This is a genomic window from Lentisalinibacter orientalis (genome assembly GCF_040706535.1).
Lineage (GTDB): Bacteria > Pseudomonadota > Gammaproteobacteria > Steroidobacterales > Woeseiaceae > Lentisalinibacter > Lentisalinibacter orientalis.
This window is the reverse complement of sequence record NZ_JAPDRJ010000001.1, coordinates 997,968-1,017,277: the sequence shown is the minus strand read 5'-3', so window position 1 is coordinate 1,017,277 and position 19,310 is coordinate 997,968. Positions and strand designations below refer to the sequence as shown.

Below are 19,310 nucleotides of genomic sequence, written 5' to 3'. Positions count from 1 at the left end.
CGCATGACGTCGGGCGGCATCACCGCTCAATCCTACCGCAGGCCCCGGCGGCGGCGCTCCTTCTTCTCCGCGCGGCGCCGGGACCGCTCGGCCTTCTTCTCCCGCTTCTCGCGCCGCCGCTCCGCCTTCGCCTCCCGCGCCTCGGCCAGTTCCGGCACGCGGGACTCGACCAGCGGGCGCAGGCCGTACTCGAATACGCCGTAGGCGGCGGCCAGCAGCCCGATGCCCCAGAAACCCAGCCGCTCCAGCACCCACAGCGGCCAGAGCAGGGCGAGGAAGCCGTTCAGGACGGACATGAAGCCCAGGCGGAAGACGAACTCGATGAGTTCGCCGACCAGGAAGTCCGTGACGCCGGCGCTCTCGGCCACGTCGTCGGCGATCATGCGCGCCTCCAGGATCAGGAAGCTCACCACCACGCCGAGGCCGTAGAGACCGCCGCCGCGGGCCGTCCACAGACCCACCAGCCAGCCGCGGATGCGCGTGATTGCCGTGCGCGGCTCGGCGCGCACCTCCCGCGCGATGCGCAGCTGGCGCGCGATGCGGCCCTCCTTCTTCGCCGTCCCCTCCTTCTCCGCCTCTGCCATGACCGTGCTCAGTGGCCCCGCCACCAGTCCGGCAGGTCGGCGATGGAATCGAGTACGGCGGCCGGCCGCACGTCGTCCGTCGACTCCTCGCCGCGATACTTGCCGGTGCGCACGAGCACGCCGCCGATGCCGGCCTCCCGTGCACCGCCCACGTCGGCGCGCAGGTCGTCGCCGACCATCACGGTCTCGCCGGCCGCGCTGCCGAGTTTCGCGAGCGCCGTCTCGAAGAACGGGACCGCCGGCTTGCCGAGCACCACCGGGTCCGCCCCGCTGGCGTGAGCAAGGGCTACGACGAACGGCGCGGTGTCCAGGCGCAGGCCGTCCTCCGCCTTCCAGTAGCGGGTCATGCCGAGGGCGACCAGGTATGGCTGCGGCGCGGCCATCAGCAGGCGAAACGCCCGGTTGAGGCGGGCGAAGCTCCAGCCCTCGCCGAGGTCGCCGACGATCACCGCACCGGCCGACCCCTCGTCGTCGTCGCCCAGCCGATCGAACGCGGAGAACTCAGCGGCCGTGGCCTCGGGGACGAAGGCCGCCACCGTATCCACGTCGCGCTCCCGGAGCCAGGCCGCCGCGGCCACGGGTGGCGTGAGTATGTCGTCCTCGTCCGCCTCCACGCCGAGGCCGGCGAGTTTCTCGACCAGCGCCGAACGCGGGCGGGAGGTGGTGTTGGTGAGGAACAGGCAGGGGATGCCTTCGCCGCGGATCCAGCGGACCGTCTCCACCGCGCCTTCGACGGCGCGTTCTCCCTCGTAGATGACGCCGTCCAGGTCGATCAGCAGGGCTTTGCGGGTCGGGTCGCTCATGGCGGCAGAGTAGCCGGACTCCCGGCCGGGGTCGATGGCGCGAGCCGCGGCAGCGCCGGGCCGCGGCCGCGGGGCAGCGGCATGCCGCCGAGGCGGATGCCTAGCGTGAAGACCCAGCCGGCATCCACCGCGGTGTCGATGCGCCGGCCCGTGTCGTCGATGAAGCCGTGTTCGCGGCCGAGCTCGCGGGCCACGCCGACATCCACCGCGAGGCCGTCCGTCAGCCGGACGTTCCAGGCGGCCCGGGCACGCCAGCCCTCCAGCCGGTAGTCGAATGCCGCGCCGAGTTCGTCGCTCACCACGTGCCAGCGCTGGCCGACGGGGAAAACGTCGAGCACCACCGACTGGCGCTCCGTGACGGCCAGCTGCAGGGAGGGGTCCGGCCACGCGAGCCGCAGGCCGAGCGCGGCGGACGGGCGGTATTCCAGCCCGGCCACCGGCAGCGTGCGGCTCTCCCCCAGGCTGCGGTCGTGGGCCGCGCCGAGCAGCCAGGCGCTGCGCGGGCCGTGCCGCAGCCGCAGCTCGATGCGGCCGGTCAGCAGGAAATCCTCTTCGGTGGCCCGGCTGCCGAGGTCCTTGAAGACGTTCGACGAGGTCGCCACGCCGGGAGCGAGCAGCGCGTCGACCCGCCAGTCTTCGCCCTGGCGGCGGACGGTCAGCGGGAACTGCAGCCGGTGCAGGTCCCGGTCGCGTCCGGCCACACCGTCGTACTCGTGGCGGACGTAGGCGTAGTCCATGCCCAGATCGAGCCCGGAGCGGCTGCCCTCGACCGACAGGAAGCAGGCCGACAGCGTCGACTCGCGGGTGGCCACCGTCGCGCCCGGCGGCAGCGACAGGTCCTCGGCAGGCAGCACGACGTAACCCAGCGCCGCGGACGGGCAATGCGATGCCGCGAGAACAGCGGCACAGGGGAACAGCAGGCTCGAGGCCGCAATTACCGTGGCCATTGCTCTGGCTGGTGCCCCGGCCGCCGCTCGAAGGCTCACGGCGACCTCCGGTAGGGACCGTGCTGGTAGTACTTGGGGCGCCGGTCCAGACGGACATGCAGCCAGGCCACGCCGGTGCCCGAGGTACTGAGCCAGAGCGGCGAGTCGTCCAGCCGGTCGAGGACGGCTGCCGCCGTGGCGCGCCAGAGCGCGCGGACCTGCCGGGCCGGCCCCCGGCGCAGGAATACGGCCAGATGCGGATAGGCATCGGCCGCGGTATCGGCCGCCGGCTCGGGCACGACCAGCAACGCATCGCCGCCCAGGTTGGGGAACGTGACCACCCCGTCGCCGGCGCCGAAGTGGCCGGCGAAAGACTCGGCGTCGGGCGGCATCGCGGCCAGCGCCGGCGCCTCGATCAGCACGAACTCCGCCGGCCGCTCCAGTGACCCGGCGGCGAGCGGCGGATTCTCCCAGTAGTACGCCGGCCAGGGTGCGGCGGCTAACAACTCCGAATACCAGGAAGCGAAGTCCGCGTCATCCCGGAGCCGCCGCAGGAAATGCGCACGGCTGAGCGGAGCGCCGCGCTCCTCCAGCGTGTGGCGCCGCCCGCCCGGCACCGTCTCGGCCGGGGCCAACCAGACACTCATGCGCGGCTCCCGTGCATCCCGTGAACAGCATACCGGTTCGACCGTCGCGGGCGCAGGTATGATGCGCTGCCATGGAACTGCTCCGGGCCATCCGGCGGCTGGACTCGACGGCCGTCGCACTGATCCTGGCGAATCTCGTGCCACTGTACGGGGTATTCGCCTGGGGCTGGGCCGTGTTCCCCATCCTGTTCCTGTTCTGGTTCGAGAATATCGTCATCGGCTTCTTCAACGCCGCGCGCATGCTGACCGCGCGGCCGGCGGAACCAGTGCTCTGGGCCGGCAAGCTGTTCCTGGTGGCGTTCTTCTGCGTTCATTACGGGATGTTCACCGCCGTGCACGGCAGCTTCGTGCTGAGCCTGTTCGGCGACATGGCCGATGCCAGCGCGCTACCCGACATCGCGCTGGTCACGGACGTCATCGCACGCGAGCATCTGCTGTTGCCCGTGCTGGCGCTGGTGGCAAGCCACGGCTATTCCTTCGTGGTCAATTTCATATTGCGGGGCGAGTACCGCGAGGCCTCGCCCAAACAGCTGATGGCACGGCCCTACGGCCGCATAGTGCTGCTGCACGTCACGATCCTCGCGGGCGGCGCGCTGCTGACGGCGCTGGACGCGCCGCTGGCCGGACTGGTCCTGCTGATCGCGCTGAAGATCGCGATGGACCTCCAGTCTCACCTGCGCACCCACGCAAAGGAGTTGCCCTGACGCAGCGCCCACCCCGGCTGCCGGGCATCAACGGGACGCGTCGCCGGCGCTCTCCGCCGCCACCGCCCGGCGCTCGGTCTCCACGTCCAACAGCTCGCGCAGCAGCAGGATGAGGGGGTCGTCGGAGGTATAGCGGTGGCCGTAATCCAGGTTGAAGCGGTAGTCGAAACCCGGCGGGTTGTCGCCCTGCGTGTGCTGGAGGATGGTCTCGAGCTTGTCCAGCGCCTTCGCCAGACGCGCCTCGGGGGTGCGGCCGGCCTCGTATTCCTCCCACAGGCCGACGATGTTCTCGCGCTGCCGCGCAGCCAGCGGGCGGACCAGTGTCTCCAGATCGCGGCGCTCTCGCTCGCTCTTGCCCGGCGCGTCCTCCTGCTCCGGGGCGGGCACGTCGCCGCCGATGGCCTCGCCCAGGTCGTGGACGATGCACAGGCGGATGAGGCGCGCGAAATCGAGGTCCGGGTATTCGTCGGCCACCAGCATGGCCATCAGGCACAGCCGCCAGGTGTGTTCGGCCACGCTCTCCCGCCTCCCGCCGGAGGTCCAGGCATGGCGTTCGGTCTCCTTCAGGCGCTCGGCGGCGCGCAGGAAATCGAGCAGTCCCTCCAGTTCTCCGGCGTCGGCTTTCAGCAAAACGGTCACTCCCCTGCGCATGGCCCGGACGACAGACGCTAACCGACCGGCCCCGTGCTGTCATCCGCCCGCCTGACCGCCGCCTCTCGGAAAGCCCGGATTGCCGCTCCCCGGGGGTGCACCTAGCGTCGGCAGGACAGGACACGGAGCCGGGCCATGCAGAGCACCGCCGCGAAGAAGAAGCCGCCGTTCCCCGCCAGGGGGAGCGAGAAGGACCAGCTCAGGTTCCTGCTGGGTTACGCCATCCAGGCGCCTTCCAGCCACAACTCCCAGCCGTGGCTGTTCCGCCTGCACGAGGATGCGGTCGAGCTGTACGCCGACCGTCGACGCGCACTGCCCGTGGTGGACCCCCGGGACCGGGAACTCACCATGTCCTGCGGCGCCGCCCTGGACCATCTCGCGGTCGCCGCACGCTATTTCGGGCGGTCACCGGTGCCGGAGCTGCTGCCCGACGAGGGGGAACCGGACCTGCTCGCCGTGTTCCGCCTGGGAGAAGCCGTGACGCCGGACGAGGAGGACCGGGCGCTGTTCGAGGCCATCCCCGAGCGGCGGACGACGCGGCACGCGTTCGAGCAACGCCGCCTGCCGCCGGCGCTGCAGGCCCGCTGCCGGCAACTGGCGGCGCATCAGGGCGCCGAACTGACGCTGGTGGCGGACGAGACCACCAAGGCCGAGATCGCAGACCTCGTCGCCGAGGGCGACCGCACCCAGTTCGCGGATGCGGGCTTCCGCCGGGAACTCGCCTCGTGGGTGCATTCGCGCCGCGCCGAGAGCCGGGACGGCATGTCCGGCGAGGCCTTCGGGGTGCCTGACGTGCTCTCCCCGGTGGGCGCCCTGGTGATCCGCACGTTCGACCTCGGCAACGGCGTCGCCGCCGGGGATGCGAAGAAGATCATGGCCGGCTCGCCGCTGCTGGCCATCCTGAGCACGCCGGAAGACGACGTCGGCCACTGGCTGCGGGCCGGCCGGGCGCTGTCCCGTGTGCTGCTGCGCCTCGCCGCCGACGGCGCCACCGCGGCCTACCTGAACCAGCCGCTGGAGACGCCCCAGCTCCGCCCCCTGCTGCAGGACGTGATGGGCACGGACCACGCGCCCCAGCTCCTGCTCCGTTTCGGCTACGGCCCGCAGACGAAGGCGAGCGTCCGCCGCCCCCTGAGCGAAATCCTGATCTGATCCGGGCCGCTCGGCTCGCTGGCCGATTACGTTAACCGTCGCCGGAACTTGCGCGTATAGTGGCTCGGCGGCTCCGGCCGCCGACCAACACCACAATCACAACTACAACCCGCAAGGGGGAGAGCGCAATGAAGACGAAGATCACCGGCCTTTTCGCGGCCGCAGTACTGCTGTGCCTGACTGCCACGGGCGCCGTCGCCCAGGATCATTCCCGTAACTGGGAGAACGGTCACGTCGTGCAGATCACCCACGTACACATCAAGCCCGGTATGTTCAATGCCTACATCAACGACCTGAACAGCCTGTGGCGCAAGTCCCTGGAGATACAGAAGAAGGACGGCCACGTCATCGACTACGCGATGTACTCGAACCCGAGTGCCCGCGAGGGCGAGCCGGACCTGATCCTGAGCGTCACCTACAAGAACTACGCGGCCTTCGATCTCGGCATGGAGTACTTCGAGAAGGTCTCCAAGCAGCTCAAGGGCTCCATGGAGGCGATGCGCAGCGCCGCCATCGACCGCGAGGAGCTGCGCACCATCGGCAGCACGATTGTCCTGCAGGAAGTGAAGTTCGCGGACTGACGGCTATTGTGTAGCGGGCCGGCACGCTCCCATGGGCGTGCCGGCCCTTCTTCGGGTAGGCTACGCCCGGGGCGACCTCGAGAGCCGTAGCCATGAAACTGACCCGACGCCGATTCGTCACCCGCGTGCTGCCCGGCGCCGCGCTGGCCCTGGCGCTGCCGCCGGCGAAAGCCAGCCCGGCCGCGAGCTTCGTCCACGGCGTCGCCAGCGGCGACCCGACCGCCACCGGCATCCTGCTGTGGACGCGGGTGACACCCCGCTTCGAGGCCGAGACGGAAGTGGCCTGGGAGCTGGCCGCCGATCCGGACTTCGACCGCATCCTGCGCCGCGGCACGGCGGCGGCGCTGCCCGCACGCGACTACACGGTCAAGGCGGAGGTGGAGGGCCTCGATCCCGGGCGGCACTACTATTACCGCTTCCGGGCCCTGGGCGCGGTGTCACAGACCGGCCGCACGCTGACTCTGCCGGTGGGTCCGGTGGACCGCTTCGTGGTGGCGGCCTGCTCGTGCTCGAACTACCCCGCCGGCTACTTCAACGCCTATCGGGCCCTGGCGCAGACCGACGACATCGACGTCGTGCTGCACCTCGGCGACTACATCTACGAGTACGAGGCCACCGGTTACGCCTCGGCCCGCGCCCGCGAGCTGCATCGGGCATCCGTGCCGGGCCACGAGGTGGTGAGCCTGCACGACTACCGCCTGCGCCACGCCCAGTACAAGAGCGATCCGGACCTGCAGGCCGTGCACGCGCGGCATCCGTTCATCGTCAGCTGGGACGACCACGAATCCGCCAACGACGCCTGGCGGGACGGCGCCCAGAACCACGACGACAGTGAAGGAGAGTGGCCGCTCAGGCGCCGGGCCGCCATGCAGGCCTATTACGAGTGGATGCCCATCCGGGAGCCGCGCGGCGACGACCCGTCGGCCAACTGGCGGGCCTTCGAGATCGGCGACCTGGCCACGCTGGTCATGCTGGAGACCCGGCTGTCGGCGCGCAGCCCCCAGCTGGACATGCCGGCATCCGTCGAGGCCGACACCCTGGCCGCCGACCTGGCCGATCCTGCGCGCCGCCTGCTGTCGGACGAGCAGCGCCGCTTCGTCGCGAGCCGTCTCGCAGGGTCCCGCGAGGCGGGCAAGCCCTGGCAGCTGTTCGGCAACCAGGTACTGATGGCCCAGATCACGGCGCCCAACCTGGCGGAGAACATGAGCGCCGCCGAGATCGAGGCGCTGCCGGATTACGTGCGTCCGTACGTGGATTTCACCCGCCTCGGCGTGCCGCTGAGCGCCGACAGCTGGGACGGCTACGCAGCCGAGCGTGCGTGGCTACTGGAGCAGTGCCGGGCGACGGAGGCGAGCCCCGTGGTGCTGAGCGGCGACTCCCATGCCGCCTGGGCGCTGGACGTGCTGGACCCGACGAGCGGGAAGCCGGCGGCCGTGGAGTTCGGCGCCACGTCGATCAGCTCACCCGGCTATCCGGAAACCCTCGGCCTCGCGCCGCCCCGCATCGAGCAGATGCTGCGCCAGGCCAACGGCAACCTCCACCACACGGACGTCGCGCACCGCGGCTTCCTGGCACTGGATCTCGGCCGCGAGCGCGCCGAGGCCCGCTACCACGTCGTGGATACCGTGCACTCCCGCCGCTACGAGGCATCGGTCTCCCACCGCATGGCGATCGCCCCGCGCCGGAGCAAGGCCCCCGCCTGGCTGTAGGAGGGCCTTCAGGCCCGATTCCTTTCCACCAGGCTCACCTTCTTTTGTGGCCGCCCTGCGGGGGTATCCATCTTGCTCCCGACAAAAGGTCGCGGCGATGGATACCCCCGCACGACGGCCGTGCTCGCGGTGGCCGAGAGCATCCGCCAGTCAGTGACGCCAGCTGACTGGTGCCAAGCCTCTCGGCTACGGGCCCGCCAACAACAAGAGAAAGCCGGGTCGGGCCTGAAGGCCCTCCCACATGGCCGTCATTGCATCCGGTAGTTCACCGTCAGGCCGTAGGTCCGCGGCATGCCCCACAGGTCTACCGTGCCGGCGATGTTGCTGATGATGGTGTGGGTGCGGTACTCCTCGTCGGTGAGGTTCTTGCCCCACGCCGTCACGTCCCACGCGCCGCTGGCGCTGGTCCAGGTGAAGCCGGCGCGCAGCAGGCCGTAGGCGTCTTCGCCGGAGCCGTTGGCGTTGCTCGGGTCGTGGAAGAAGTCGTCCTGATACGCGTAGTTCAGGTTGAAGTCCACGCTGGAGCCGCCGGCCAGGTTGAAGGTGTAGTTGCTGGTGATGCTGTAGCTGTTCTCCGGCGCGCGGGGGAGACGGTTACCGGTGAAGTCCTCACCGCCGGAGATGAACTGGTCGTACTCGGCGTCCAGGTAGCCGTAGTTGACGTTCAGCACCCAGTTGTCGGTCAGGAGCGCCGTCGCATCCAGCTCCAGGCCCTGGCTGGTGGCCTCCGCATTGGCGGCGATCAGCAGCGAGCCGTCCAGACGGAAGACCTGCAGGTCCTCGTAGTCCATGCGGAAGACGGCCGCGTTCACGCGCAGCCGGTTGTTCATGAACTCGCTCTTCACGCCCACCTCGTAATTGGTGGCGATCTCCGGGTCCAGCGGCGTGGCCGCCGCCTGCGGGGTGGCGGTCTGGCTCACGAAGGCGCCGCTCTTGTAACCGCGGGCCGCCGTGAAGTAGACGAAACCATCGTCGTTGAACTGGTAGCTGACGTTCGTCGATGGCACGAACTCGCTCCAGTCCTCGTCCGCCGTCGTGTTGTAGGGCGTATTCAGGACGGAGGGGTCGCCGCTGTTCACGAACGCGATCAGCTCGCCGGGACCGTTGACCGGGATGCCGAGCACCACCAGCTCCACCGGCACGCCGAGCAGCTGGCTCAGCACGGCGCTGTCGAAGGCGGGATCCTCGAAGTTCTCCACCGCCTGCTCGATCTCCTTCTCGTCGCGGGCATAGCGGGCGCCGATGCTCCAGGTCAGCCGGTCGCTGATATTCCAGTCGATCTTGCCGAACAGAGCCGTACTGGTGGTCTCGTTGATCTGGTTGAACTGCACGTCGCCGTTCAGCAGCGCGAAGCCCTGGGCCGCGAGGGGTGCGTGGAAGGAGCCGATGTAGCGTTCCTTGCGATCGACGTCCTCGGTCATGAAGAAGCCGCCCACCAGCCAGTCGATCGTGCCGCCGCCGGCCGAGGTCAGCCGCAGCTCCTGGCTGATCTGGTCGGCCTCCTCTTCCACCGTATCCGTCAGGTTGAAGGGGGTGGCGCCCAGCGGCATGCCGGCCAGGTCCTCCAGCCAGGAGTAGTCGGTCTCCCGGTAGGCGGTGATGGAGGTGAGGGTGGAGTTGGCGAAGTCGTGATCCACGCGCAGCAGCGTGCCGAGCATGTCGCGCTCCTGGAAGGCCTCGGCCTCGGAGGCGCACTTGCGCACGTCGCCGCCGGTGGTGGCGGCGATCACCGGCGGGTAGAACACCGCCAGGCCGAGCGGGTCGTTCTTGTCCAGGTTGTTCACGTTGCGGCAGTTGCCGGCCTGGTCGTCGGTGGCCCAGTCGAAGCCGACCAGCACCTCGGTGGCGTCCGAGACCGTGAACAGGAGCTGGCCGCGGGCGCTCAGGTTGTCCTCGTCGTGGTACTCCTCGCCGTCGACCACGTTATCCACGTAGCCGTCGCGCTGGCGGCGGCTGAAAGAGAACTTGCCGGACACGTTGTCGGCGATGGCGCCGTTGACGAAGCCGCGCAGCACGGTCTGGGAGTAGTTGCCGACCGTCGCGCCGAACTTCGCCTCGAACTCCGGAGTCGGCCGCTTGGTGATGATGTTCAGCGCGCCGCCCACCACGTTCTTGCCGAACAGGGTGCCCTGGGGTCCGCGCAGCACCTCGACACGGTCCAGGTCGTAGAGATCCATGGCGGTGCCGGCGGAGCGTCCGATGTAGACCTCGTCGATGAAGGTCGCCACCGCCGGGTCGCTGCCGGCGGAGTCCAGCGAGTTGCCGATACCCCGGATGTAGTACTGGGGCTCGCCGATGTTGAACTGGGTCATGGTGAAGTTGGGCGTCTCCAGCGCCACGTCCTGCACGCCGGTGATCTTGCCCTCCTGGATGGCCTGCTCGCCGATGGCAGTCACCGAGATGGGCACCTCCTGCAGGCTCTGCTCGCGCTTCTGCGCGGTCACGATGATCTCTTCGAGCACGCCCGCTTCCTGGGCGGCCACGGGCTGGACGGTGAGCGACAGGCAAGCGCTCGCGCAAATGGCGAAAAAGACTCTCGGCTTCATGAACTATCTCCCCTCTGAGATGGCGTCTGCGTCTAATTGTGAAAGATACGCGGTCGGAGAGGCAACTGGCAGTTATTTCTTGCTGAAACTATTGCCGCGACGCGCAGACCCGTTCCGTTTCTCCGTCGCTCCCTGCGATGGCCACGGCGGAATCCGGCCAGGGACACAGCAGCGCCTCCGGCACCCGGGCGGCTTCCGGTTCCGCGGCGGTGGCCGCGATGCGCTCGGGCGGGCGGCCCTCCTCCACCCAGCGCTCGAGCACGCGGATGGGGTTGAAGCGGTCCGGCGTCTCCGCCGGCAGTTCCCAGCAGTGGCCGTGGCCGGGGATCATGAACAGGCGCAGGAAATCGTCCGGCTCGCCGCCGGCCGCCGCGGCAGCGCGGCGATGATAGTCGACGCTCTGGTCGGGCAGTACCAGCGGATCGGCCCAGCCGTGCCACATCAGGAGCTTGCCGCCGGCGGCACGGAACGCGGCCAGGTCCGGATCGGTGGCATTCAGCAGGGAGGCCGTTTCCGCCAGTCGCGCCGGGTCCGCGTCGAAGTCGAAATCGAGCGCGCTCCAGTCGGCGCCGACGCGGCCGGCGAGGCCGAGATACCTCGGGTAATCACTGCCCAGCGCGTTCCCCGGCGCCGTGCGCCCGCCGGCGTCGAGGAACCAGACGGCCCAGTACGGCTCGCTGCCGGGCGGCATGCCCGGGTAGAGCTGCCGGCCGGCAGAGTCCCGCGGCCCCGAGTACCAGCGTGCCAGCACCCGGCGTTCGGCGGCGGTGAAGCAGACACCCTCGTCGGCCGCAGCCTCATCGCCACAGGCGGGCAGCGCCTCCAGATCCGGGGCGCAGGCCCGTGGCGCGGAGATCAGCCCGTCCTCGCGGCCGTCGGCGCCGTCGCATTGCGCGAGCACCGCGGCGGCCAGCGCGGGCAGTTTGTGGGCGAAGTTCTCCCGGGTGAGGATGCGCTCCCCGTCGCCGTCCGTGTTCGACTGCACCACCCAGGGGCCGTAGATGCCGCCGTTGCCGGAGAGGTCCAGCACGGAGCCGCCGGCGAGGATGCCGTCGAACAGAGCCGGGTAACGCTGCGCCGCCATCGCCCCCATGCGGCCGCCGTTGGAACAGCCGCCGAAGTAGTCGTAGCGGGGCGCCTCGCCGTAGTAGCGGGCGACCAGTGCGGTGCCGAAGCGATGGGTGAGCGGGATGGCGCGGTGGGCGTAGACCTCGACGGCCTCGGGGTCGTCCGCGGCCCAGGAGGCGTCGCCGAGTCCGCCGCTGTGACCGGCGTCCGTCGTGATGGCGGCGTAGCCGAGCTTCAGCGCCTCGTTGATGGTGTTGGAGAAGCCGGGCTTGTCCGGCAGGACGCTGCCGCAGAATCCGCCGCAGCCGGCCTGGTAGTACTTGCCGTTCCAGCCGGCCACCGGCAGCCGGGCCTCGTAGCCGATGCGCGGTTCGATGACGCCGCGCACGCGGCAATAGGCGGGGAGCCCGTCGTCTTCGTCGACGACGTCCGCGTCGTTGACGGTGCCGCCGGGCAGCGGCTGCGCCGCGACCCCGGCGCAGTCGGCGGCGGGACCGGGCGCGCCGGCGCAACCGCCGAGCGCGACGCAGACGAGGATGAAGAACCCGCGGATCATGGCACCGTAGGAGGGCCTTCAGGCCCGACCCGGCGCCGGGTCCGATTCATCGGGCCTGAAGGCCCTCTTACCGGCAAAGCCCGCCGTCAAAGGCCCAGGGTCTGCTGCGCCTTGCGGATATCCTCGCCGTGCGCCCAGGTGGCATGCGTGCCGCTGGAGATGCGGTGCGGCAGGATGATGCGGCAGACCGGCCCCGCCTCGAAGTCGGTGGCGTCGATCAGCAGGGCCTCGGAGCGGTCCTCGTTCACGTCGGAGACGAAGGTGACCAGATAGCCGTCGTCCTCGGACGTCGCGCCCACCCGGGGAGCGAAGCCGGCCTCGCTGCCGTAGCGGCCTTCGCCGAGCTCCACGGTCGAGGAGGCGCCCGTCTCCATGTCGTGCTTGGTGAAGCCCTTGAACATGAACCAGCCGTCGACGGGCACTGCGCTGTAGCCGTAACGGTAGGCGCGGCCGCCGTGGCGCTGGTTGATGGTGCCGAACTCCAGCGTGCGGTCGTCGAGGCGCTCTTCCTTCGTCTCGCCGGTCTTCATGTTGAAACGCCAGCGGTGCAGGCGCGGCATGAGCAGGCCCTGGTCGAGATAGGCCATCATGCGCTCGAAGCCCGACGGCGCGCCGTCGTAGTTGGCCGGCTCCGGATGCTCCTGGAAGTAGCCGTCGAGGACCACCTCGTCGCCCTCCTCCCAGGCGTTCAGCCAGTGCAGCACGTAGGTGGGCTCGGCCTCGAACCACTTGATATCCTCCGGCTGGCCCATGCGCGGGATCACGGCGAAGCGGCTCGGCGTGTCCTTGTGCATGCGCACGGCGTGGACGCCGCGCTCCAGCATCTTCTCGTCCCAGTACAACGGCATGTCGTTCAGGATGGCGTAGTTCTCCGTGAACGCCATGTCATGAGGCAGGCGCGGACCCGGCAGCGGCACGGGCACGTAGTGCTTCAGTTTGTTGTCCGGCCCCACCACGCCGTAGTGCATGTACGGCGGATGCTTGGAGTAGTTGAAGAACAGCAGCTCGCCGGTCTGCTCGTCGAGCTTGGTATGGGCGGAGATGCCGTCCAGCGGCACCCAGCCCTCCGTGCCGAACTGCTCCAGCGTGTAGGGGTCGAGCCGATAGCCCTCGCCGCACTGGTAGAAGGTGGAGAGCACCCGGCCGGCATGGACGATGACGTCGGTCGACGACGAATCCTTCAGCCACTCCTGCGCGCCCCAGCCGTGACGGGTGGACGACGACGGGTGCTCCATCAGCCCGGCCCACAGCGAGTGCCCGGCCTCCTGCTCCGCCATAAAGCCCTTGGTGCGCACGAAGCGGTTGCGGTACTCCGCCTTGCCGTCGGCGAAGCTGATCATGTGGATCATGCCGTCGCCGTCGAAGGGGTGGTAGCGGCCGATGGGCTCGTGCACCTGATTCTCGGTGTTACGGAGATAGACGCCGTCGATGTCGGCGGGGATCTCGCCGATCACTTCCATGTCGGTGGCGTTGTACTCGTCGTAGTTGGGCCGCCAGGCCTCCTGCAGATTCAGGTAGGGGTGATCCTTGGTGCGGACAGTGGACTCGATGTGTGCGACGCGTTCGACAGGCATGGTCAATCCCTCGATGTTCCCGTGTAAGTCTTGTTGAACAAGTTACCATCGGAAATCGGGGTCTGCAATACCCCTGGAGGCCGGCTACCGGGGGCGGCCAGCGCGGAAAACTACCGCGGGCGACTACTGCGGACGACGATAGCCTCCCTCGAGGCCCCGCGGCGACAGCACCAACTGCCAGAGCTGGATGTCCCGGGCCCGGAAGGCGCCGGCGCAGGACAGCAGGTAGTACTTCCACATGCGGTAGAAGGTCTCGTCGTAGCGCTCCCGCAGCGCCGGCCAGGCTGCGTCGAAGTTGGCGAACCAGGCCATCAGCGTGCGGTCGTAGTCGGCCCCGAAGTTGTGCACGTCCTCCACCACGAAGCGGCCCTCGCAGGCGGCCGTCAGCTGGCGCAGGGACGGCAGATGGCCGTTGGGGAAGATGTAGCGGTTGATCCAGGGGTCCGCCGAGCGGGTGGTGCGGGGCCGGCCGATGGTATGCAGCAGGAACAGCCCGCCGGGCTTCAGGCAGCGCCGCGCCACGTCGAGCAGCGTGCCGTAGTTCTTCACCCCGACGTGCTCGGCCATGCCCACCGAGACAATATGATCGAAGGACCCGTCCAGCTCGCGGTAGTCCTGCAGCCTCAGTTCCACGGGCAGGCCGTCGCACAGCTCGCGGCCGAGCTCCACCTGCTCGCGGGAGACCGTGACGCCCACCGTCGAGACGCCATAGCGTTCGGCGGCGAAACGGCAGAAGCTGCCCCAGCCGCAGCCGATGTCGAGCACCCGCTGACCGGCGCGCAGGCCGAGCTTGCGGCAGATGAGGTCGAGCTTCTGGCCCTGGGCGGCATCCAGGTCGTCCACGCCAGCCCAGTAGCCGCAGCTGTAGACCAGGCGCTTGTCCAGCATGGCCCGGAAGAGGTCGTTGCCCCGGTCGTAGTGCGCCTCGCCGATCTGGAAGGCCTTGCCGGCCCGCTGGGGGTTGGTGAGCCATTCCCGCAGAGCGAGCTTCAGCACCTGCCAGCGGCCGAAGCCGGTCGGCAGCCCGGCCCGCAGCAGCCGGTAGAACAGGTCGGACAGGTCGCGGGAATCCCACCAGCCGCGCATGTAGGCCTCGCCGGCGCCGAGGGAACCGCGGCGCAGAATCTCGGCGCAGGCCCGCTGGTCCCGGATCACCGGGTCCCAGGGCTCGTTGCCGTTCACGGTCAGGCCGGCCGGTTCGATGAGGCGCTGCAGCGCGCGTTCTCCGGATGATTCGTCAGCAGCCTGCGGCGTGTAGCGCTCGTCCGCACGCGAGCGCCAGTGATGGTGACGGGTCGTAGCCATGTCCGCGCTCCTCGGAGCGGTCTCCGCGGAGCGCCTTCGGTGCCGGGGCCGGCACGGGCTGCGGCGGCCGCTCTCTCCGTTTCCCCGCCCGGCGGGCGGAGCTTCTGTAGCGGCGCCGGGGCGCACGGCGGGCGGGTCCTTGCCCCGCACCGGCGCCTTATGTTCAGTCCTACTAGTCTGACAAACGGAAGGGGTCTGCGTCCAGATGGAAAGGATAATCCCGGCGGAACGCGCGCAGGGCCGCCAGGGACAGAACGGTGGTGGTCACGCAGGGCTCCTGCCCGCAGTCCGTCGCCGTGGCGCCGAGGAAATCGACGGCGGCGCTGCCGCCCCGATAGTCGAGCCCGTTGCCGTCCCGGCCGGCCCGGTTCACGCCGATGACGTAGCACTGGTTTTCGATGGCCCGGGCCCTGAGCAGGCTCTCCCACGCGAAATGCCGGGGCGCCGGCCAGTTGGCCACGTACACCAGGGCGTCGCAGTCGTGGCTATGGCGGCTCCAGACAGGGAAGCGCAGGTCGTAGCAGACCATCGGCGCGATGCGCCAGCCCCGGTGCTCCACCACCACCCGGTCGCTGCCGGCGCTGTAGTGCTCCGTCTCGCCGGCGTGGCGGAACAGGTGACGCTTGTCGTAGTGATTGACCGTGCCCTCCGGCGTCGCCCAGATCAGCCGGTTGAAGTAGCGAGCTTCGCCGAAGCGCGTCTCCCGGATGATGACGCTGCCGCAGATCACGGCATCGCGGCTGCGGGCATGCTCCTGCATCCAGGCCACGGTGAGACCGTCCATGGTCTCCGCGTGCTCGGCGGCGGCCATGGTGAAACCGGTGGTGAACATCTCCGGCAGCACGATCAGGTCGGCCGGCGGCAGATGCCGCAGGTGCTCGTCGAACCGGCGCCGGTTGGCGGCCGGGTCGTGCCAGTCGAGCTCGTCCTGGATGATGGCGACTTCTAGATCCTGCACAGCACCTCCGCGGCCCGGGCCAGCGTCTCTTCTTCTTTCGCGAAACAGAAGCGTACGAGACGTGCGTCCGGCGGGCTATCGTAAAAGACCGAGACGGGGATGGCGGCCACGCCGTGCTCCGCGGTGAGGCGGCGAACGAACTCGGTATCCGGCTCGTCGGAGATGCGGCCGTAGTCGGCCAGCTGGAAATAGGTGCCGGCACAGGGCCGCAGCTCGAAGCGCGACGGCGCCAGCATCTCGCGGAAACGGTCCCGGCGGACCTGGTAGAACGCGGACAGCTCGCGGTGGTGTTCGGGATGCTCGCGCAGCATGTCCGCCAGCGCCCACTGCATGGGCGTGCTGGTAGTGAAGGTGACGAACTGGTGCACCTTGCGGAACTCCCCCGTGAGTGCGGGCGGTGCCACGGCGTAGCCCACCTTCCAGCCGGTGGCGTGGTAGGTCTTGCCGAAGGAGAACACGGCGAAGCTGCGATCCCGCAGCGAGGGCTCGGCCAGCACGCTCGCGTGGGCGGCGCCGTCGAAGACGATATGCTCGTAGACCTCGTCCGCCAGCAGATAGCACTGCCGCCCCGCCAGCAGGCTGCCGAGCCGCGCCAGGTCTGCCGCTGCCAGCACCGCGCCGGTGGGATTGTGGGGCGAGTTGACGATCACCAGCCGGGTGCGGGGCGTCAGCGCCTGCTCCAGCGCCGCCCAGGGCAGGGCGAAGTCCGGTGCCGCCAGCGGCAGATGCACCGTGCGTCCGCCGGCAAGTCGCACCGCGGGCTCGTAGGCGTCGTAGGCGGGGTCGAAGGCGATCACCTCGTCGCCCGGCCGCACCACGGCGTGGATGGCGCAGAACAGCGCCTCGGTGGCGCCGCTGGTGACGGTGACCTCGGCCGCCGGGTCCACCGCCGCGCCGTAGAGCTCGCCGATCTTCTCCGCCACGGCTTCCGCCAGCGCCGGCACGCCGGTCATGGGCGCATACTGGTTCCTGCCCTCGTGCAGATGCCGGGTGACCCGGTCCAGCAGGAAGCCGGGCGGCTCGAAGTCCGGGAAGCCCTGGGAGAGGTTGATGGCACCGTGTTCCGCGGCCAGGGCGGACATCACCGTGAAGATGGTCGTGCCAACCTCGGGCAGTTTGCTCTCGGGAGTCATCGGCTGAGGTGTCATCGGTCAATCGTAGCAGCCGGCGGCACGTCGCCCTCGCCGTCCCTGTCGCCGTCCCTGTCGCCGTCCTCGTCCCCGTCGCCCCCGTCACCGGAGCGCCGGCGGTACAGCTCCATCATGGTCGCCCCCTGCAGAACGTCGATCATGGCGTGGGCGACGATGGGCAGCCAGAGCGAGCCGCTCAGCAGGTACAGCAGCGCCATCAACAGACCGATGACGCCGGTCTTGGCGACGCCCGCGGCGCCCTGGTAGAGATGGGCCAGGCCGAACGCGGCCGACGAGACGACCACGGCGGCCGTCAGCGGCATCCACGCCTGCAGATACCAGATGAGCCAGCCGCGGAAGATGGTCTCCTCCACCACGCCCGCGGTGAGTGAGAGCGCAACGAAGCCCCCGTATTCCCGGCCGTTGCGCGGCATCATCTGCCCCAGTTCGGCCAGCTGCTCGCGGTAGCGCCGCCGCTCGGCCGCATCGGCCCGCACCATACTGCGCCAGGACTGCAGGAAGACGCCGGTGGCCAGCGCCACCAGGACGGCGCCCAGCCAGAAGCCGGTGCCGCCGGGCGCGGTGAAGCCAAGCGGGCCGGGTGAGCGGCCCAGCCACCACCAGCAGGCGGCGAGCACGCCGAACACGAGCCAGAGCTGCGCCAGGCTGCCGAGATAGAGCCGCAACCGCCGCGGCCGGTGGCCGGCGGCGAGCTTCGCCAGCCAGCGCCGCCAGGACCAGGCGCTGTAGAGCGGCAGGCCGACCACGAGCAGCAGCAGGTAGAGATGGTCGAGCGGATGCATGAGGTTGGCGGCCCGGTGGCGGGAAAAGCGCATGGTAGCGCCACGGCTGACCGTGGCAAATTGTGCAACCGGCAGGAATTGCGCGATTGGCGCGATTGATGCGACTGGCGCAGCGGGCGCCGGCGCGGGCCGGTCAGGGCAGCGGGAAACCCGCCCGGGCGAGGCGGCGGCGGCTGCGCTCGAGGTCCGCCTCGTCCTCGTACAGCAGCACCACGCGGAACTCGGCGGCACCCGCCCGGAACCAGTCCACCGCGAGGCCGCCCGGGTCCTGCTCGAGCGCGGCAACGAAGGCCTGCGCCCGATACGGGGCGGCGAAGCTGATGAGCGTGAGCTTGCCCTCCTCGCCGTAATCCTGCGGCGGCTTGCCCGCCGGCGTGCTGCGGCCGAGCACGTACTGCAGGTGGCGGTAGATGTAGCCGCTGTACCAGACCGCGCCGGACGGGATGACGCCGGACTTCGGGATGCGGCTCGGGCCGTAGTTGTAGGCGGCCAGCGCCAGGTGCAGGTCGCCGTCGTAGCGCGCCAGCAGCTCCTTCAGGTAGCGGGCGCCGGCGTCGATGTTTTTGCAGGGCTCATAGAGATCGGAGAGCAGGTACAGCCCGAGATGGCGCGCCGTGCCGGGCCAGAGTATCTGCATCACGCCATGGGCGTTGGCGTGGGAGCGGGCGGTCGGGTCGAAGTCGCTCTCGCCCCGGGCCACCGCCAGCAGCAGGGTCTCCGGCAGCTGGTTGACGATGGCGGCGCGGCGGAAACACTCGGCGTAGGGGAAATTCACCGCCGGCTCCCGGTCCGCGTGCTCGACGACATACTGCTGCCAGGCCGCGGCCAGCTCGCGGCCGTTCGCCGCGCTGTTGGCCTGGCCCGCCGCGGACCAGAGCGCGAGGTACAGGCCGGCGATGGCGAGCACGGCCCTCACAGCACCCGGCTCCGCAGCACCAGACCCGTGGCCTCCTCGATGGCGGCGAGGTTCTGCTGGCGCTCCGCCTCGTCCCGGTAGGCGAAGGCCACCTGGTACTCGCCGGGCCGCGGCGAGACGATGCGGTAGTCGAGGCCGGTCACGCCCTCCAGCCGCCGGCGGAAGCCCTCGGCGGAGATCTCGCTGCGGAAGGGCTGCCAGAACGCGTGCCACTGTCGGGCGGACTCGTCCGCCTCGTCGGCGGCCGTGGCGGCGGTAGCGGCGGCGATGGCAGCGCGGTCGTCGCCCGGGTCTTCCCCGGCCCCGGTGGCGACTGCCGCCGCGTGTGCCGGCGGTGGGTCGTCCAAACGCGGCAGTGTCTCGGGAGTCGATCCCCGCGCGGGTTCCTGAGTCGGTGCCCGAGCCGGCTGCTCGGCCGGATTCGGGGCCGGTTCCGGGCCGGCCTCCTCGGGCAATCCTTTGGGCAATCCTTCGGGCAATGCTTCGGGCAATCCCGCAGGCGGTTCCTCGGCGGGTGGCGGGGTCGATTGCCGTGCCTGCTCTTCTTGCGTCGCTGCGGCCACGGCGCCGTCCGCACTGCTCACTCCTGCGACTCCCCGCTCGCCGGGCAGCCAGGCCGGCGCATAGCGCAGGACGACGAACGCGACGGCGATCACCAGCAGGAGACCCGACAGGAATCCGAGAAGGCGGGTCATGG

The 19,310-nt window shown here is 69.9% G+C and carries 18 protein-coding genes; 4 read left to right on the top strand and 14 right to left on the bottom strand.

Features of this window, described 5'->3' with window-relative positions; translation table 11 throughout:
- Nucleotides 1–32: 32 nt before the first annotated feature.
- From ACJMK0_RS04520 to ACJMK0_RS04505, 4 genes are read right to left on the bottom strand one after another with little or no spacing between them, the layout of a single operon-like run.
- The gene (locus tag ACJMK0_RS04520) at nt 33–584 is read right to left on the bottom strand and encodes a hypothetical protein (protein WP_405235935.1); all 552 of its coding nucleotides are present in this window, start codon (nt 582–584) and stop codon (nt 33–35) included.
- A gap of 8 nt (nt 585–592) precedes the next feature.
- On the bottom strand, nt 593–1,387 hold the full coding sequence (locus tag ACJMK0_RS04515; protein ID WP_405235933.1) for a TIGR01458 family HAD-type hydrolase: 795 nt from the start codon (nt 1,385–1,387) through the stop codon (nt 593–595).
- Entirely contained in the window at nt 1,384–2,334 is a 951-nt protein-coding gene (locus ACJMK0_RS04510) for a hypothetical protein (RefSeq protein WP_405235931.1), read from the bottom strand. Before ACJMK0_RS04510 ends, ACJMK0_RS04515 begins: the two co-directional genes overlap by 4 nt.
- 35 nt (nt 2,335–2,369) lie before the next feature.
- Nucleotides 2,370–2,960 (bottom strand): DUF6940 family protein, encoded by a 591-nt coding sequence (locus tag ACJMK0_RS04505; RefSeq protein ID WP_405235929.1) that lies wholly within the window; start codon nt 2,958–2,960, stop codon nt 2,370–2,372.
- A gap of 71 nt (nt 2,961–3,031) precedes the next feature.
- Between ACJMK0_RS04505 and ACJMK0_RS04500 the strand changes: the two genes are divergently transcribed.
- On the top strand, nt 3,032–3,664 hold the full coding sequence (locus ACJMK0_RS04500) for a DUF6498-containing protein (RefSeq protein ID WP_405235927.1): 633 nt from the start codon (nt 3,032–3,034) through the stop codon (nt 3,662–3,664).
- 27 nt (nt 3,665–3,691) lie between these two features.
- Here the strand turns inward: ACJMK0_RS04500 and ACJMK0_RS04495 are convergent, their stop codons facing one another.
- Nucleotides 3,692–4,294 (bottom strand): HD domain-containing protein, encoded by a 603-nt coding sequence (locus ACJMK0_RS04495; RefSeq protein ID WP_405235925.1) that lies wholly within the window; start codon nt 4,292–4,294, stop codon nt 3,692–3,694.
- A gap of 156 nt (nt 4,295–4,450) precedes the next feature.
- On the opposite strand from ACJMK0_RS04495, the gene ACJMK0_RS04490 reads away from it, so the two are divergent.
- The 3 genes from ACJMK0_RS04490 (at nt 4,451) to ACJMK0_RS04480 (ending at nt 7,757) form a co-directional block, all read left to right on the top strand.
- Complete coding sequence (locus ACJMK0_RS04490; RefSeq protein ID WP_405235923.1) at nt 4,451–5,467, top strand: Acg family FMN-binding oxidoreductase; 1,017 nt, start codon at nt 4,451–4,453, stop codon at nt 5,465–5,467.
- Nucleotides 5,468–5,595: 128 nt separating this feature from the next.
- Nucleotides 5,596–6,048 carry a hypothetical protein gene (locus ACJMK0_RS04485; RefSeq protein ID WP_405235921.1) on the top strand — a complete coding sequence of 151 codons (453 nt, stop codon included), beginning with the start codon at nt 5,596–5,598 and terminating at the stop codon, nt 6,046–6,048.
- A 92-nt stretch (nt 6,049–6,140) separates the two neighbouring features.
- Nucleotides 6,141–7,757 (top strand): alkaline phosphatase D family protein, encoded by a 1,617-nt coding sequence (locus ACJMK0_RS04480; protein WP_405235919.1) that lies wholly within the window; start codon nt 6,141–6,143, stop codon nt 7,755–7,757.
- Nucleotides 7,758–8,005: 248 nt separating this feature from the next.
- Here ACJMK0_RS04480 and ACJMK0_RS04475 read toward each other — a convergent pair whose 3' ends face one another.
- From ACJMK0_RS04475 to ACJMK0_RS04435, 9 genes are all read right to left on the bottom strand, one after another.
- Complete coding sequence (locus tag ACJMK0_RS04475; RefSeq protein WP_405235917.1) at nt 8,006–10,303, bottom strand: TonB-dependent receptor; 2,298 nt, start codon at nt 10,301–10,303, stop codon at nt 8,006–8,008.
- Between the two features lie 88 nt (nt 10,304–10,391).
- Nucleotides 10,392–11,927 (bottom strand): tannase/feruloyl esterase family alpha/beta hydrolase, encoded by a 1,536-nt coding sequence (locus tag ACJMK0_RS04470; RefSeq protein WP_405235915.1) that lies wholly within the window; start codon nt 11,925–11,927, stop codon nt 10,392–10,394.
- A gap of 86 nt (nt 11,928–12,013) precedes the next feature.
- Nucleotides 12,014–13,501 carry a carotenoid oxygenase family protein gene (locus ACJMK0_RS04465; protein ID WP_405235913.1) on the bottom strand — a complete coding sequence of 496 codons (1,488 nt, stop codon included), beginning with the start codon at nt 13,499–13,501 and terminating at the stop codon, nt 12,014–12,016.
- A gap of 123 nt (nt 13,502–13,624) precedes the next feature.
- Complete coding sequence (gene cfa, locus ACJMK0_RS04460; RefSeq protein ID WP_405235911.1) at nt 13,625–14,806, bottom strand: cyclopropane fatty acyl phospholipid synthase; 1,182 nt, start codon at nt 14,804–14,806, stop codon at nt 13,625–13,627.
- A gap of 172 nt (nt 14,807–14,978) precedes the next feature.
- Nucleotides 14,979–15,764 carry an amidohydrolase gene (locus ACJMK0_RS04455; protein WP_405235909.1) on the bottom strand — a complete coding sequence of 262 codons (786 nt, stop codon included), beginning with the start codon at nt 15,762–15,764 and terminating at the stop codon, nt 14,979–14,981.
- The gene (locus tag ACJMK0_RS04450) at nt 15,752–16,897 is read right to left on the bottom strand and encodes a pyridoxal phosphate-dependent aminotransferase (RefSeq protein WP_405235907.1); all 1,146 of its coding nucleotides are present in this window, start codon (nt 16,895–16,897) and stop codon (nt 15,752–15,754) included. Before ACJMK0_RS04450 ends, ACJMK0_RS04455 begins: the two co-directional genes overlap by 13 nt.
- Nucleotides 16,898–16,908: 11 nt before the next feature.
- Complete coding sequence (locus ACJMK0_RS04445) at nt 16,909–17,730, bottom strand: CPBP family intramembrane glutamic endopeptidase (RefSeq protein ID WP_405235905.1); 822 nt, start codon at nt 17,728–17,730, stop codon at nt 16,909–16,911.
- Nucleotides 17,731–17,830: 100 nt separating this feature from the next.
- Nucleotides 17,831–18,613, bottom strand: coding sequence for a lytic transglycosylase domain-containing protein (locus ACJMK0_RS04440; RefSeq protein ID WP_405235903.1), 783 nt, complete (start codon nt 18,611–18,613; stop codon nt 17,831–17,833).
- A complete protein-coding gene (locus ACJMK0_RS04435) occupies nt 18,610–19,308 on the bottom strand; it encodes a hypothetical protein (RefSeq protein WP_405235901.1) in 699 nt (232 codons plus the stop codon). The genes ACJMK0_RS04440 and ACJMK0_RS04435 overlap by 4 nt, the downstream gene beginning before the upstream one ends.
- Between the last annotated feature and the right edge of the window lie 2 nt (nt 19,309–19,310).